Here is a 14,558-nt window from a genome sequence, read left to right on the forward strand (position 1 = left end):
ATCGCATTTTGTTATTCAGATGGAATCTGTCATGAAATTTTTAAAATGGTTTTTTGTAGCAATCTTAGCTTTAGTTGCAGCGTTGGCGTTATATATCACCTTGATTTTTGACCCAAATGATTTTAAACCACAAATAGTTGAAGTAGTAAAGGAAAAAACAGGTCGTAACTTGGCGATCAGCAGTGATCTAACATGGACATTTTTCCCAAGCCTAGGGATTAAATTAGGCGGGATTACACTTTCAAATCCACAAGGGTTTGAAAACTCAGCAATGGTGTCCGTAAATGAAGTTGTCGCCGAAGTGGCGCTAATGCCATTGTTAAGCAAAGAAGTTGAGATATCACAACTAAACTTAGATGGTTTAACGCTGGCGCTGGAAACGCAAAAAGATGGTAGCAGCAGTTTCGATGGGCTAACTGATCAAGCGAGCGACACAGTCCCTGCAAAAGACAACAAGGGTGGAGGCTCTAGTGCGACTTTATCAAAATTGGATATTGGTGGTATCTCTATTACTAATACTCAAATCAGTAATGTTGACCACCAAACTAACACCAAGCAATCTTTATCTTTAAAGTCATTAACGCTAGGACGTTTCCAACTGGATGAGTTCGCAAAGTTACAATATGAGCTCACAGCATCATTGCCTGATCTCAAAGTCGATAGCCGTGGTGAAGGTCAAATAAGAGTCTCTCAAGATCTACAGCAAGTGACGATTAATGATTTTGTTGTGACCAATGTAATCACTGGAACAAGTCTTCCTAACGGTTCGTTAACGGCTGACCTTACGACTTCATTGGAGATGGCATTAGATAAGCAAACAATGAGCTTAGTGTTAGCTAGTTTTAGTGCCGCTGATATTAATGCTTCTGGTCAGCTTGATATTGCCTATGGCAAGAAAGTGCCTAAGGTGGTCGCAAAGCTAGATGTTGGCGATATTGATTTAGATCGTTTCTTGCCCAAACAGGGGCAGGACGCCGTAAACGAGACATCAACAAGTCAGTCTGATGCCGTTGCAGTCGAACCTGATTTGACCGCAATGAAATCGGTGGATTTAGACGTCAACGTAAGCGTAAAGTCAGTCAAAGTGGCTAATCTAAACACGCAAAACTGGCGATTTAAGATGGTCATGCAACAAGGCATTGCCAATATCAGCCAGTTATCGGCAAATTTGTATGGTGGCAGCATAAAGGCATCAGCCAAACTGGATGGTCGTAATAAAGTGGCGCAATACCAGTTTGACAAACATCTGAGTGGTGTCGACATACGTGCATTATTAATGGATGCCGCTGAAGTTGATATGCTAGATGGTACGGCTAACTTTAATGTTGCCGGTAGGGGTAAGAGCTTACTACCTGATAATCTGAAAAAGAACTTAAGTGCGGATGGACAGTTTGAAATTGCTGATGGCGCGATTCATGGTGTTAACATTCCGCAAATGATTAGAGACGCGAAAGCCAAACTTAGCGGCGATATGTCATCGAGTAACTCTACTGAGCAGAAGACAGACTTCACCAGTATGACTGGCTCATTTAAGGTGGCCAAAGGGGTTGTCTCAAATTCCGATCTTAACATGGCGTCACCTCTTATACGTCTGACTGGAGCCGGGACTGCAAATGTCATCAACGAAGCGCTAGATTACAAATTAACTACCTCTGTAGTGGGCTCTCTTGAAGGTCAGGGCGGTAATGAACGCGATGCATTATACGGTGTTGAGATCCCATTTGCGATTAGCGGCACAATGTCCAAGCCTAAATTTGCGTTGGATACCAAAGCCTTGCTAGATTCGAAGTTAAAAGATGAAACCAATAAGCTTAAAGACAGCTTGTTTAAAAAATTCGGAGGATTTTGATGTTATATAAAACAGGATTAGGTTTAGTGATATTGAGTGCTTTAGGATGCTCGCAAGGCATCGATACCACTTCAGTTGAGAACGCCGATATGACAAAAGCAAATAGCAGTAGCGCTAAAGTAACAGCTGTAATTGTAACGCCAGCAGATAAGAGTGATGTCAAGGCTAAACTAAGCCAACAGGGCTTGTTTGAGGCTAAATTGATTGTTGAGCAAGCTGCAGCGCAGCCAATGAAGGTGACTTTGCAATACACCAATAATCAATCTCATGGTGTCCCCTTAATGTTTAACTCAGGTATGACGGCTGATCTATGGCTAATGGATGCCGCTGGCAACAAAGTGTGGGCTTGGTCCAATGAAATGATGTTTACCCAAGCCATACGTGAAACAGTGATGCCTGCAGGTAAAACTCAAAACGTCAAATTCAGCATTGCTGCTGATGTGGCTTCCGCTGTAGGTAAAGGTTATTACTTAAAGGCTATATTTGCAGGGCGAGCAACTGAATCAAAAACACCTGCAATGGCAACGGTACTCTATAAGTTTTAACTGAGTTTGAAACGAGAACAGGGCCTGGTGGCTTAGATTGAACATGCCGATAAACTCTTAGTTTATCGGCATTTTTATACGCGTTAACTCGCGGTTGAACAAGTACTAAAAGAGTACGGTTGTCGACAGGCAATTAATATCAATCATTGGCATTAAAGTTTGGCATTTTTATCGGTCTAAACGCGAGTTGGTAGAGGGTTACGGGCTAGCTTTTGCCCCAAAACGGTTTAGCTCTATCAGCTTTTGTTTTTCCAAATCAAAATCAAAGTCGTGGTGCTTCGCCCATTCTTGTAATCAAGAGTAGAGCCAAGGGGTAAAGCGCTTGTCCCCCTTGGCGAACCCTCAGCGCCTCGGCGAAATTTAAACAGCGAAATTTCCAACGGGGAAGATGAGTGTGTTCTGCTGGCTATACAGAGTGCTGACTTTTCTTGCTTTAAATTAAGAACTAAAATGCTGATAGTTTGCGCTTTTATAACCCAGTGTAGATGCAGTTGAGGCCTTCGGTTTCAGGGCCAATTCTGTTCCATACAGAGCATGGCATTCCCTCCATCCATGGAGGTCAGATGAAACCGCAGAGCGGTCATGGCCAATTCTGTCCCATACAGAATCTGGCATTTCCTCCGTCCTTGGAGGTCAGCTGGCGCAAAGCGAGCCTCAGTTGCGTCTGCACATGCGCTGACCGCAGGTCATTGGAACCATTTTGGCTTAAAGGTAACTCGATTCTGCCCCAAAGTTGGTTAGGTTTATCATGCTTCGCTTTCATTTTCATAAAAAGAAAGGTCGTGGCGCTTCGCCCACACCATACCAAAAAGGGGAAAGCGCTTGCCCCCCTTTTGGATATCCCTCAGCGCCCCGGCGAAATTTAAAAAGCAAAATTTCCAACGGGGAAGATTGGCGTGTTCTTCCTGCTATGCGGGTTAGTGACTTATATGGTTTTAAATTTAAAACGCAGATGCTGAGAGTTTGCGCTTTTCAAAACCAGTGTAGATGAGGCTGATGCCTTCGGAAACAGGACCAATTTTGTTCCCGACATAATTTGGCATTTCCTCCGTCCTTGGAGGTCAGATGTTTTCGTTGAGCCCACAGGGACCCTTTCTTTTATAAAGAGTTGCGGCCACGTCTGTTGTGGCTTAATGAATCTGCACATACGCCTGCCGCAGGCAATTGGAACCATTTTTGCTTAAAGGTAACTCCCTTCAGCCCCTTTACGTGTTAGCGCTAGCAACTCGTCCTATAGAACACTGACCTCTTTGTAATACTTTTTCTAATCAGTCGGAAAGGTATGGGTTCCGTCTAGCGAGAACCTTTTAGTTAACCAATGCTTGTACTTTTATACAGTAGTATCGGTTTTGTGCGGTTAATCTCTAAATTTTGCGCAATCAGTTCACGGTTTGCTATTGAGTGAAAAGAGAAAGAGGTGTAAATTCAGTAAGATGTAAGTGTGCGTTCATGAAAAGTTCAGATAACCGGAAAGCAAAGTGTGCGACTCACTTTTCTCCCTAGGTGTATTGGATACAATCTTAAGCGTAAATGTTTAATGAGCTGTTATTAATGATTTTTTCAGACTTTTTACTGTGCACGCTTTTTCAACATGGCTTGGCAAAACGCGCACGCCGTATATTAAAATGTTATGTGTTTAGGAAAGTTTGGTGAATAAACATCGAGATTGCAGCAATAGGCTAGCATATGATTTTGATAAGATATCCTCAAAGGATTATCATAAAATCACTAAATCTGTTGTTAAAGAATTCAAGTTAATTCCTCATACAGAGCTTATTAATGGTCTTGATGAAACATTCCAAGACTTTATTTTAAACCAATCCATTATTGGTTTGGAGTGGGATATTTGGTCTGGCTATATTGTTAATGCAAAAAATCCTGAGGCTGAATTGCTAGTAGAGAAAATAGCTAAATATATTAGTGTATTAAACACATAACAAGTCATTAAAGCAGGACAAAAAACAGTTGGTTTTTGCTCCTTCGTCGCTTATTTTAACCAACTATTTTTAGCCTCTTAATGAGGCGTTAGGTATCTCTAGAGTATGGCATGTTCCTGAAACTGGGTTTGTTTTGAATGCAGAGTTGCATGTAGAAGACCAACTTGGAGACAAGTTACACATCACAACCCTGAGACTATTGGTGAGGAAGGTGACGCTAAATGCCAACATTGCGGTAAAAACATGCGTTTTCTTGGGCCGACAATCAAGATACCTGCAAAAAATAAGATTAAAGAGTGGAAGAAACTTTATACAGAAACACTTAATTTAAGGCAGGATCTTGCTAAATATGATCAGGTATTCAAAGTTAAAATGAAACACTCTATTGAGAAACAAATAGAAGAGTTGAAAAGTAGAATACCAGATAAAGAGCGTGACAAGTTAATTCGTAGTTACGAAAAAGAAATGGAAAAATATACCTAACAAGGCGCTCAAGAACGGACAATAAACAGTTGGCTTTTGTTCACTACGTTCACTATTTTAGCCAACAATTTTTTGCCGCTTAGCGTGGCGTTATACATCAAGGATAGTCCATGTCAGTGTTTGAGATACCTAGGTATAAAGAAAATCCAATTTATCTTTTTTTTGAGTCCTACATCTTAAATACATTAGGTTTTGTTAGCTCAGATAGATATAAACAAATTCAAGAAATGAACATCCAAAAAGTTTTTGATTCATCTCATTCTGATTGGCCTTTGGTTGTTGAAGAAGTATTAGATCTATCCGACACAATTCATATTGCTATTAAGCACTTGTGGCTGAAAAATAGGGAGTACTATTATGAGTCCGAAGAAGGGTACTTAGCTTTTGCTCAAGACTTCACTGACAACTACATGAAAGCTGAGTCTGAAATAGATATTTGGACTAAAGAAAGCTTAGCGTTTGCTATTACATACATAAACAGCAATGGTGAATTTGATGTATAACAAGCGCCTAAACTCCGACAATGTTATGTTGTCATGGTTTTGGCAAACAACGCAAAAAGCCATGCCAACACATTGCGTGTTAGGCGGGCGTTATGCACGGCCAATCGATGAGATTTAGCGCAAGTAGAAAAAGAGTTGCTCTAATTTGGGCATTAAGCGGTATAGTTGCAGCAGAGGCTTCATCAATAGTCTCGATGGCCTATTGGCAATACAGCTATATTCCAGAAGCAAATGTAAACTGGCAGCCTATAAACGACATGTTCGGCATGGTGTTTATCCTACCGTTTGGCTTGCTGCTTTCAATAGTAATGCCCTGGGGCTGGGTCAGTTTGGTGGGTTTGTTTATTGCGCTCTGGCTTAAAGATATTAGACCAATTGCATTCTCGTTACTTGGCTCAATTTACTTTGGTTACGAGTGGCCAAAATGGTTCGTAGGTTTAATGGGTATATAAATGCATAACAAATTGCTCAACCACCGTTCCGGCCAAACAGCGGCCTCCACTGGACAGCCTAAAGCGTGCTTCGCACTCGGCTGCCGGTTAGCAAAGCGTTGGTATGACTCCCCACGTCAAGCAGAACATGACGATACCGGCCTAAATACTTAAGCCTTTATCTTTTCTTCTCATCCAAATTGGATTGAGCTAACACAGTCGATGAAGCAAGTAATTTCGTCGGTTGTCATGCTGATATCCGTGGATTACTTATCTTTCAATAAGCAGCGCCTACCTTACATAATCCGTCGTGACACCTGTCTTCAGTCTATGTTCGTGGTTCAATACAGAGTTAACCGTATTGCCATCCTAACGCCCTCGGTGATCGTGTCACATCCGATGCTTGACCCACTGTATTAGCTCAAAATCGTTTATCATGCAGGTACTCTCGACAACCGTAGTTTAGGGTTAACATTTGTCAGTACCACTTCTCGTGAAATAGCCCAAATATAAGCAATAATTTCTCTGGCTATGGCTGTCACGACTACGTTGTTATGTTTACCTTTGTACGTGAGTTTTTGGTATCGACGACAAAGCCTAAGCTGCGCTTGCCATGCAATATCAATGATTTCTTTCGGTAAACCTTCTTGTCTTATTTGCATCTCGGTTGAGAGCTTAGCGGGGTAGCGATAGGAGTGAGCCCCTTCGACTAATAGCCGCCTTGCTCGACCATTGCCGCATTTCGTTATCGCACCCACATGCCGCTTTCCACCACTTGAGTGTTCCGATGGAACTAGGCCTACATAACTCATTAGTTTTCGGGGATGATCAAAGCGAGTTAAGTCTCCCAACTCAGCAATGACACCTGCAGCAACCAGTAACCTCACTCCACGTAATGCTTGTATGGCTTTGATGACCGGATAGTAACGCCACTTTTTAACGTGATGCTCAAGTTCATTGTCTAGCCATTTTAGCCTCGCGATCCGCTCTGAAATGGTTTGTAAGTATTCTTGCAAGACAATCTGTTGACTCGGGTGCGGCAATATCAGTTCAGTCAGCCAGCGTAAGTGCTTTAGCGACCAATTAGCAGTGCCTCTGTAGTTAATATTGTTTCTTAGCTGAAGCGCTTTAAGCTGGTATTTGGCGTCTTTTAAATCTTTCATCGCGGTCTCACGAGCACGAGATAAATCGCGGATAGCTTCATCTTCAGGCTCTGGAACATAAATCGCGGTAAGATCTTCCGACTTAAGCAGCTTTGCTAATTTAAGCGCATCACGTTTATCGGTTTTAATTTTCTCACCAGGCTTTTTGGGAATAAGTGAAGGGGCTATAACATAGCAACAGTGACCTAGGCTGGTAAGCAATCGGTAGATCCAGTAACCGCAGGGTCCTGCCTCATACACAAAGTGTAAGGTTGCTTCTGGATACTTAGATTGAAACTGCCTAGCCAGTTTAGTGATAGAGGATTTCGCACTTGAAACTCGTCCAAAATGAACCGCTTGCGCTCCTCTTTGATCTTCAATATAAGCAACTTCTACAAATTCTTTATGTGTATCAAGGCCAATAAAAAGTATGTTATGTTTATTCATGCTGATCTCCGATTTAGTTTCTTTAACAAAACTATTATGGCTCTGGCTTTCAGCTAACCCACGATTGATTGGAGATCAGCATCTTTAGTGGGGAGTCATTATGTCTATGTGCTTAGGGAAGGCAATGTCATCAGACGACTGGTATAGAAATTATGAATGGAATGCTGAAGTAGAAGCTTTGTTTTACAACAAGTTGAAACGAGCACGCAGTCAGCGTGATCAATATGTTGTAATACAGGCATCTTACCTAGCTGAATCAACCCCTAAAGTTGCTTTAAGTTTAATTGACGAATACTTCGACACTAGAAAAGATCAATATGAAGATATGCGTGCTTTTTGGGTTCAAGCAAGAAGTTACATGAGCATAAATCAAACTGAAAGCGCGATGGAATCTTTTCGTTCAGTATTAAAAAGAGAGGATGAGTTTCCAAATCATCAGTCCACTGTTTATGTCGATTACCCTTATATAGTAGCAACGCAGGCCATTGATTCAGAGTATAAGAATGCTCTAGATGTTCTGGACAAATATGCTAGCCGCTTAATGTTCGCGTTGGATAAGTTTAAATGGCACGCTTCGAAAGCACTTATCAACATTGATGCTAATGAGGCTTCATTAGCCTTACAAGCTGCAGAAGTAAAACGCTCTGGTTTTCGCTTCCATCAAGATGTGGGTTTGGTGGGAAAAGAGCATATTGAAGTAATAAAAGTATTGAGAAAAATCAGCACATAACAAGCCTCTAAATTAAGATTCACAATGGCTGTCATGCCATTTGCTGTGAAAATCGCTGCCAGCACATGGTTCACTTATTAGCGGGGCGTTATACGTTTCTAGGGTTTGGTGTTAATTTAAATGGATGAAAATAAATTCTGGTCACTTATTGAAAAAGTTAAGATAACTTCAAAAGGTGATATAGCCTTAAGGCCACATGTTCTAAAAAATCATTTATTGGAAAGTGATCCTGCTTTTATTGAAAGTTTTAATCAGTTCTTTGTTAACTGCGTTTCTAAAGCGCTATCAAATAAATTGAAGAGCGCTGTTTTCTTAATCAAAGGCTACAGAAGTGATTATGATTTCATCCCATATATCGATTACCTGATTTCTGAAGGTAAAACCATATTTGAAGTTGCTTTGCATCAGCCAGATGACTTAGCTGATATTGCATTAGCTAATAATGAATCCTATGTTGCTATTGAATATCGTGGTGTTGTCCATGAAGCATATGAAGAGCTAACTGAGCGGGATATACCCGACTTTAATTTTAGTTTTCCAACTGAGGATTTAACTAATGACTTTAACAAGTTTGAATTATCTAAAGAGTTTCCAAAACTAATTGAAAAGTATGGTAATTAAACGTATAACAAGCAAATCAAGTGGGACTTTGATCTTCACCCGATAAAATGGACGGTGTCTATTTTATCGGGTGAAGATCAAAATTTACAGTTTGCAGTTTTCACTCCGTTCAACATTTTAGCAAACTGTAAATTTTCCCTTAGTGGGGCGTTATGTGTCGAAAAGTGGTCAGGTGTATAATTACAATTTACAATCAGTTTAAAGGAAATAAATTATGACTTACGTTGATGGATATGTTTTGGCTGTTCCAAGAGAAAATAAATCGAAGTATATTCAGCTCGCTAAAGAAATGGCTGCAGTATTCAAAGATCATGGGGCTTTGTCTATAGTGGAAAATTGGGCAGACGACGTGCCTGACGGTAATGTTACTTCACTCCCAAGGGCAGTTAAGTGCGAGGAAGGTGAGGACGTTGTTTTCTCATGGATCGTCTGGCCATCTCGAGAAGTTCGCGATTTAGGAAACAAGGCAGCTATGGAAGATCCTAGATTAAAAGATTGGGAGCCTAATTCGATGCCTTTTGATGGAAAACGAATGATATTTGGTGGGTTTACTACCATTGTAGAGTGTTAATTTATTTGATTTAACCTGACACATAACAAGAGACTATGGCGTCAATAGCTAATTTTAAGCTTTTGGCGCTTCCCACAAAACACCATCTCTTAGCATCGAATTTAAGATCACAACCATCTTCCTTATGCAGGCAATAATGGCTACTTTCTTAGGTTTTCCAGCTGCAACGAGTCGCTGATAAGTCTCTTTAAAAATGGGGTTGGATTGTATTGCTGACATCATTGCCATGTACAAAACGGTTCTAACTTGATGTCGCCCTCCCTGGATTTTTCTATGGCCTTTAAAGCGTCCACTTTCTTTATTCATCGGCGCTACACCAACCAACGAACTGGCTTCTTTGTTATTAATATAGCCAAGCTCTGGTAGGTTACTGATAATGGATGCTGCGGCAATTTTACCTATTCCTTTCATGCTTTGCAGGATAAGGTTTTTAGCTTGGTAGTCAGCGTTCGATTCGATGAGTTTAACGATTTTATCTTCTATCTTCGTTCAAGCGGGACTGCTAACAGTTTGCTCGGTTCCGCTTCGCTGTACAATTTTAGCAAACTATTATCAGCCCCTTAAATGGGCGTCTGGTATGACTCCCCACGTCAAGCAGAACATGACGATACCGGCCTAAATACTTAAGCCTTTATCTTTTCTTCTCATCCAAATTGGATTGAGCTAACACAGTCGATGAAGCAAGTAATTTCGTCGGTTGTCATGCTGATATCCGTGGATTACTTATCTTTCAATAAGCAGCGCCTACCTTACATAATCCGTCGTGACACCTGTCTTCAGTCTATGTTCGTGGTTCAATACGGAGCTAACCGCATTGCCATCCTAACGCCCTCGGTGATCGTGTCACATCCGATGCTTGACCCACTGTATTAGCTCAAAATCGTTTATCATGCAGGTACTCTCGATAACCGTAGTTTGGGATTAACTTTTGTCAGTACCACTTCTCGTGAAATAGCCCAAATATAAGCAATCATTTCTCTGGCAATGGCTGTCACGACTACGTTGTTATGTTTGCCCTTGTGCATGAGTTTTTGATATCGACGACATAGCCTTAACTGCGCTTGCCATGCGATATCAACAATATCTTTCGGTAAACCTTCTTGTCTTATTTGCATCTCGGTTGAGATCTTAGCGGGGTAGCGATAGGAGTGAGCCCCTTCGACTAATAACCGCCTTGCTCGACCATTGCCGCATTTCGTTATCGCACCCACATGCCGCTTGCCGCCACTCGAGTGCTCTGAAGGCACTAAGCCAACATAGCTCATTAACTTTCTAGGATGATCAAAGCGAGTTAGATCGCCTAACTCAGCAATGACCCCTGCTGCAACTAATAACCTCACTCCACGTAATGCTTGTATGGCTTTGACGACCGGATAGTAACGCCACTTTTTAACGTGATGTTCAAGTTCATTGTCTAGCCGTTTTAGCCTCGCGATCCGCTCCGAAATGGTTTGTAAGTATTCTTGCAAGACAATCTGTTGACTAGGATGCGGCAATATCAGTTCAGTCAGCCAGCGTAAGTGCTTTAGCGACCAATTAGCGGTGCCCTTATAGTTGATGTTATTTCTAAGCTGAAGCGCTTTAAGCTGGTATTTAGCGTCTTTTAGATCTTTCATAGCAGTTTCACGAGCACGAGATAGATCGCGGATTGCTTCATCTTCAGGCTCAGGAACATAGATAGCGGTCAGATCTTCGGACTTGAGCAGCTTTGCTAACTTAAGCGCATCACGTTTATCGGTTTTAACCTTCTCACCAGGCTTTTTAGGAATAAGCGAAGGAGCAATGACATAGCAACAGTGACCTAAGCTTGTCAGCAAGCGGTAGATCCAATATCCGCAAGGCCCTGCCTCATATACAAAGTGTAAGGTCGCTTCTGGATACTTAGATTGGAACTGCCTAGCAAGTTTGATTATAGACGCTTTGGCACTTGAAACTCGCCCAAAATGAACCGCTTGCGCTCCTCTTTGATCTTCAATATAAGCAACTTCTACAAATTCTTTATGTGTATCAAGGCCAATAAAAAGTATGTTATGTTTATTCATGCTGATCTCCGATTTAGTTTCTTTAACAAAACTATTATGGCTCTGGCTTTCAGCTAACCCACGATTGATTGGAGATCAGCATCTTTAGTGGGGAGTCATTATGTCTATCCGATTGCAATACTTTCCCTAATGCCAAAAGTCATTTTCAGAGCTTTAGCACTAACTCCCTTCTGTCCAGAAATGAGCTAGACGCTACTCTGAACTCGCTGGCAGACCATCTGCTGTGGAACGTGCAAGCTTCTGAAAAAGGGATTTTTCAGCAGAGCCTACATGGAGGTATTCACGGCGGCTTGCAAAGGGACATAGTGGATGAGCTGCTTTCCATTATAAGTAGATGTTTTAGGTAATGGCACTAGATCCCGGCTCAGAAGCCTTGCCGGGATGACTCCCAATTATTCCCAAGTTGTTCTGCTAAGCTATCTCATTTCTGCCCAAAAATGAGTTGAATAATAATCAAACTTTACTGTCTTCCGACAACGGCTAAGGCAAAAAACAGCTATAAAAAAATCCGAACTCTACAAGAGTTCGGATTTTGTATTCATGTTCTTTTTCAACTCATAGTGTTGAAAGAGACTTGGAAATTAACCAGCGAAATTTGCGTTAACAAATTCCCAGTTAATCAGCTCCCAGAAGTGAGCCATGTAGTCAGGGCGAACATTGCGGTAATCGATATAGTAAGCATGTTCCCAAACATCAACGGTCATGATTGGTGTTACAGTGTCATCAGTGAGTGGTGTCGCTGCATTACTAGTATTAACGATTGCCACGCTACCATCAGCTTTCTTCACTAACCAAGTCCAAGCGCTACCGAAGTTGTTAACGGCTGAATCTGTAAACTGTGCTTTAAATGCGTCAAACGAACCAAAAGCGGCAATGATTGCGTCAGCTACTGGACCAGTTGCTTCGCCGCCGCCATTTGGTGATAGGCAGTTCCAGTAAAAAGTGTGGTTCCAGATTTGAGCTGCGTTGTTGAAGATACCACCAGTAGAAGTCTTGATGATCTCTTCTAGGCTCTTCTCTGCAAGGTCAGTTCCATCAACGAGGCCGTTAAGTTTTACAACGTAAGTGTTGTGATGCTTACCGTAGTGGTAGTTAATTGTTTCTTCTGAGATATGTGGCTCAAGTGCGTTTTTTGCGTAAGGTAATGCTGGTAGTTCGAAAGCCATTAGTTTTCTCCGTTAACTCTTGATTGTTGTTTTATGCGTTCTTGCTCACTTTGGGACATTTTACCTAATAAACTTGTGAAGTGTATCATTGTTTATTCGAAATGGTCGATTACCTCAATCGATTAAATCTATTAGCGAGTATCCCTGCAAAAAGTAGGTTTTTGTTCTGCTCTATACTGGCGTACAATAGTCATATTGCAATGTTGTATAACTCAGGAATTTAAAATGGAAACAGTCGAAAAAATCAAGCAGCAAATAGCCGAAAACCCAATTATCGTTTACATGAAAGGCTCACCAAAGTTACCTAGCTGTGGTTTTTCTTCTCAAGTTGCGCAGATCATGATTAATTGTGAAGAGCAATTTGCTTTCGTTGATATTCTTCTGCACCCAGATATTCGTAGCGAACTGCCTAAATATGCTAACTGGCCAACCTTTCCACAACTATGGATCGAAGGCGAGTTGATCGGTGGCTGTGACATTCTTACTGAAATGTTCCAGAAGGGTGAGTTACAGACTCTTATCAAGGAAGCTGCAGCAAAATATAAAACTGAAGATGAGCAAGCAAGTAGCTAATCTTTGATTTGCTAAAGAAAAGCCCTGAATATCTTAGATATTCAGGGCTTTTTTATGGATGTTTGTATTAGGAATAATGCAATGTAAACGAGTTATATTTGGTCAATATCGTCACTAATGATTTTGCTATGTGCAGCCGCATTATCCGGCAGTACAAGATTCATTAATATCGCGACAATACCACATAAGCTAATCCCAGTAAGGCTAAATGAGCCGATACCAAACGCCATGCCGCCAATACCAAATACTAAGGTTACACCCACAATACTCAAGTTACGTGGTTCGTTCATATCAACGTGATTTTTGATCAACGAGTTGAGTCCAACCGCCGCAATTGAGCCGAATAGTAAACACATGATCCCGCCCATAACTGGCACGGGTATGGTTTGCATTAAGGCGCCTAGCTTACCAACAAATGCTAATAAGATTGCAGTAATGGCCGTCCATGTCATGATCACTGGGTTAAATGCTTTAGTTAGTGTCACAGCGCCCGTTACTTCAGAGTAAGTGGTGTTTGGTGGGCCGCCGAAAGCAGATGAGGCTATGGTCGCAAAACCATCGCCTGCGAGCGTTCTGTGTAGTCCTGGCTTCTTGATGAAATCTTTTCCAGTGACGTTTGAAATAGCCAGGATATCACCGATGTGCTCTACCGCAGGTGCAATAGCTACTGGGATCATAAAGAGAATGGCGTGCCAGTTAAACTCTGGCGCGACAAAGTTAGGCAGCGCTATCCAGCTAGCGTTGGCGACCGCAGAGAAATCAACAATACCAAATGCCAAACTTAGGCCATAGCCGACAGAAATACCGGCTAAAATGGGCATTAGTTTGAGCATGCCTTTAGCAAATATGGCTACCGCGATGGTGGTAAATAAAGAGGCTAACGAGATGATGAGCGCCGTGTTTTGTTCTACAAGTACCAGACTGCCATCACCGGTTTTACCTATTGCCATATTAACTGCAACTGGCGCTAGGCCTAAGCCGATTACGATAATTACCGGGCCGACAACCACCGGAGGTAACAAGCGCCTAATAAAGCCAGGGCCTCTTACTTTGACAACTGTGGCTAATAAAACGTACACCATGCCGGCGGCCATGAGCCCGCCCATGGTCGATGGGATCCCCCAAGTTTGTACTCCGTACATAATAGGTGCAATAAAGGCGAAAGAGGAGGCGAGGAAAATGGGTATTTGACGCTTGGTGATCAACTGAAAGATTAAGGTGCCGATTCCTGCGGTAAATAATGCAACATTGGTATCTAAGCCTGTTAATAAAGGCATCAATACTAGTGCACCAAAGGCGACAAACAACATTTGTGCCCCCTGCAAAGGCAGTGTAAGGTTTTTCATTATTATTCTCTTATTTTAAATAAACTTAACAATCATATCTTTATGCAACAAAATATTCAGCGATTTTGTTCAAACTAAACGGATCTTATTGTAATAAATCCTTGTTTATAAAAATTCCTAATTCTTACGGCTGTGGTACAATTTGGATAATTGTGTCGTTTTTGAAGCTTAA

The 14,558-nt window shown here is 41.6% G+C and carries 15 protein-coding genes and 1 pseudogene; 11 read left to right on the top strand and 5 right to left on the bottom strand.

Annotation, left to right across the window (positions count from 1 at the left end; all coding sequences use genetic code 11):
- Window positions 1–31: 31 nt before the first annotated feature.
- The 7 genes from JK628_RS10715 to JK628_RS10745 all read left to right on the top strand — a co-directional run bounded on the left by JK628_RS10715 (window position 32) and on the right by JK628_RS10745 (window position 5,922).
- On the top strand, window positions 32–1,849 hold the full coding sequence (locus JK628_RS10715) for an AsmA family protein (RefSeq protein WP_202289452.1): 1,818 nt from the start codon (window positions 32–34) through the stop codon (window positions 1,847–1,849).
- Complete coding sequence (locus JK628_RS10720; RefSeq protein ID WP_202289453.1) at window positions 1,849–2,394, top strand: BsuPI-related putative proteinase inhibitor; 546 nt, start codon at window positions 1,849–1,851, stop codon at window positions 2,392–2,394. The genes JK628_RS10715 and JK628_RS10720 overlap by 1 nt, the downstream gene beginning before the upstream one ends.
- Window positions 2,395–4,043: 1,649 nt before the next feature.
- Window positions 4,044–4,331: a hypothetical protein gene (locus JK628_RS10725; RefSeq protein ID WP_202289454.1), complete on the top strand. Its 288-nt coding sequence runs from the start codon at window positions 4,044–4,046 to the stop codon at window positions 4,329–4,331.
- A 243-nt stretch (window positions 4,332–4,574) separates the two neighbouring features.
- A complete protein-coding gene (locus tag JK628_RS10730) occupies window positions 4,575–4,814 on the top strand; it encodes a hypothetical protein (RefSeq protein ID WP_202289455.1) in 240 nt (79 codons plus the stop codon).
- Window positions 4,815–4,924: 110 nt separating this feature from the next.
- Window positions 4,925–5,317, top strand: a complete 393-nt coding sequence (locus JK628_RS10735; RefSeq protein ID WP_202289456.1) for a hypothetical protein — start codon at window positions 4,925–4,927, stop codon at window positions 5,315–5,317.
- 107 nt (window positions 5,318–5,424) lie between these two features.
- The gene (locus JK628_RS10740) at window positions 5,425–5,769 is read left to right on the top strand and encodes a hypothetical protein (RefSeq protein WP_202289457.1); all 345 of its coding nucleotides are present in this window, start codon (window positions 5,425–5,427) and stop codon (window positions 5,767–5,769) included.
- Window positions 5,770–5,922 (top strand): hypothetical protein, encoded by a 153-nt coding sequence (locus JK628_RS10745; protein ID WP_202289458.1) that lies wholly within the window; start codon window positions 5,770–5,772, stop codon window positions 5,920–5,922.
- 260 nt (window positions 5,923–6,182) lie between these two features.
- On the opposite strand, the gene JK628_RS10750 is transcribed toward JK628_RS10745, so the two are convergent.
- Window positions 6,183–7,337: an IS110 family transposase gene (locus JK628_RS10750; protein ID WP_202289459.1), complete on the bottom strand. Its 1,155-nt coding sequence runs from the start codon at window positions 7,335–7,337 to the stop codon at window positions 6,183–6,185.
- 124 nt (window positions 7,338–7,461) lie between these two features.
- On the opposite strand from JK628_RS10750, the gene JK628_RS10755 reads away from it, so the two are divergent.
- From JK628_RS10755 to JK628_RS10765, 3 genes are all read left to right on the top strand, one after another.
- Window positions 7,462–8,067 (top strand): hypothetical protein, encoded by a 606-nt coding sequence (locus JK628_RS10755; RefSeq protein ID WP_202289460.1) that lies wholly within the window; start codon window positions 7,462–7,464, stop codon window positions 8,065–8,067.
- A gap of 120 nt (window positions 8,068–8,187) precedes the next feature.
- Entirely contained in the window at window positions 8,188–8,688 is a 501-nt protein-coding gene (locus JK628_RS10760) for a DUF4240 domain-containing protein (RefSeq protein WP_202289461.1), read from the top strand.
- Between the two features lie 214 nt (window positions 8,689–8,902).
- Window positions 8,903–9,259, top strand: a complete 357-nt coding sequence (locus JK628_RS10765; RefSeq protein WP_202289462.1) for a DUF1428 domain-containing protein — start codon at window positions 8,903–8,905, stop codon at window positions 9,257–9,259.
- 54 nt (window positions 9,260–9,313) lie between these two features.
- On the opposite strand, the pseudogene JK628_RS10770 reads toward JK628_RS10765, so the two are convergent.
- From JK628_RS10770 to sodB, 3 genes and pseudogenes are all read right to left on the bottom strand, one after another.
- Window positions 9,314–9,745, bottom strand: a pseudogene (locus JK628_RS10770) (IS110-like element ISSpi5 family transposase); the annotation flags it as partial.
- Between the two features lie 401 nt (window positions 9,746–10,146).
- Window positions 10,147–11,301 (bottom strand): IS110 family transposase, encoded by a 1,155-nt coding sequence (locus JK628_RS10775; RefSeq protein ID WP_202288745.1) that lies wholly within the window; start codon window positions 11,299–11,301, stop codon window positions 10,147–10,149.
- 581 nt (window positions 11,302–11,882) lie between these two features.
- A complete protein-coding gene (gene sodB / locus JK628_RS10780; protein WP_202289463.1) occupies window positions 11,883–12,467 on the bottom strand; it encodes a superoxide dismutase [Fe] in 585 nt (194 codons plus the stop codon).
- Between the two features lie 225 nt (window positions 12,468–12,692).
- Here sodB and grxD point away from each other — a divergent pair, with 225 nt between their 5' ends.
- Complete coding sequence (gene grxD / locus JK628_RS10785) at window positions 12,693–13,040, top strand: Grx4 family monothiol glutaredoxin (protein WP_202289464.1); 348 nt, start codon at window positions 12,693–12,695, stop codon at window positions 13,038–13,040.
- Window positions 13,041–13,132: 92 nt separating this feature from the next.
- Here grxD and JK628_RS10790 read toward each other — a convergent pair whose 3' ends face one another.
- On the bottom strand, window positions 13,133–14,386 hold the full coding sequence (locus JK628_RS10790; protein ID WP_202289465.1) for a uracil-xanthine permease family protein: 1,254 nt from the start codon (window positions 14,384–14,386) through the stop codon (window positions 13,133–13,135).
- Window positions 14,387–14,558 lie beyond the last annotated feature (172 nt).

The sequence above is a fragment of the Shewanella sp. KX20019 genome (assembly GCF_016757755.1).
Lineage (GTDB): Bacteria > Pseudomonadota > Gammaproteobacteria > Enterobacterales > Shewanellaceae > Shewanella.

Excerpts from the sequence above, each read along its gene's own strand:
- JK628_RS10715 (WP_202289452.1), top strand. The coding sequence starts at position 32 with ATGAAATTTTTAAAATGGTTTTTTGTAGCAATCTTAGCTTTAGTTGCA.
- JK628_RS10720 (WP_202289453.1), top strand. The coding sequence starts at position 1,849 with ATGTTATATAAAACAGGATTAGGTTTAGTGATATTGAGTGCTTTAGGA.
- JK628_RS10730 (WP_202289455.1), top strand. The coding sequence starts at position 4,575 with ATGCGTTTTCTTGGGCCGACAATCAAGATACCTGCAAAAAATAAGATT.
- JK628_RS10735 (WP_202289456.1), top strand. The coding sequence starts at position 4,925 with ATGTCAGTGTTTGAGATACCTAGGTATAAAGAAAATCCAATTTATCTT.
- JK628_RS10740 (WP_202289457.1), top strand. The coding sequence starts at position 5,425 with ATGAGATTTAGCGCAAGTAGAAAAAGAGTTGCTCTAATTTGGGCATTA.
- JK628_RS10745 (WP_202289458.1), top strand. The coding sequence starts at position 5,770 with ATGCATAACAAATTGCTCAACCACCGTTCCGGCCAAACAGCGGCCTCC.
- JK628_RS10750 (WP_202289459.1), bottom strand. The coding sequence starts at position 7,337 with ATGAATAAACATAACATACTTTTTATTGGCCTTGATACACATAAAGAA.
- JK628_RS10755 (WP_202289460.1), top strand. The coding sequence starts at position 7,462 with ATGTCATCAGACGACTGGTATAGAAATTATGAATGGAATGCTGAAGTA.
- JK628_RS10760 (WP_202289461.1), top strand. The coding sequence starts at position 8,188 with ATGGATGAAAATAAATTCTGGTCACTTATTGAAAAAGTTAAGATAACT.
- JK628_RS10765 (WP_202289462.1), top strand. The coding sequence starts at position 8,903 with ATGACTTACGTTGATGGATATGTTTTGGCTGTTCCAAGAGAAAATAAA.
- JK628_RS10775 (WP_202288745.1), bottom strand. The coding sequence starts at position 11,301 with ATGAATAAACATAACATACTTTTTATTGGCCTTGATACACATAAAGAA.
- sodB (WP_202289463.1), bottom strand. The coding sequence starts at position 12,467 with ATGGCTTTCGAACTACCAGCATTACCTTACGCAAAAAACGCACTTGAG.
- grxD (WP_202289464.1), top strand. The coding sequence starts at position 12,693 with ATGGAAACAGTCGAAAAAATCAAGCAGCAAATAGCCGAAAACCCAATT.
- JK628_RS10790 (WP_202289465.1), bottom strand. The coding sequence starts at position 14,386 with ATGAAAAACCTTACACTGCCTTTGCAGGGGGCACAAATGTTGTTTGTC.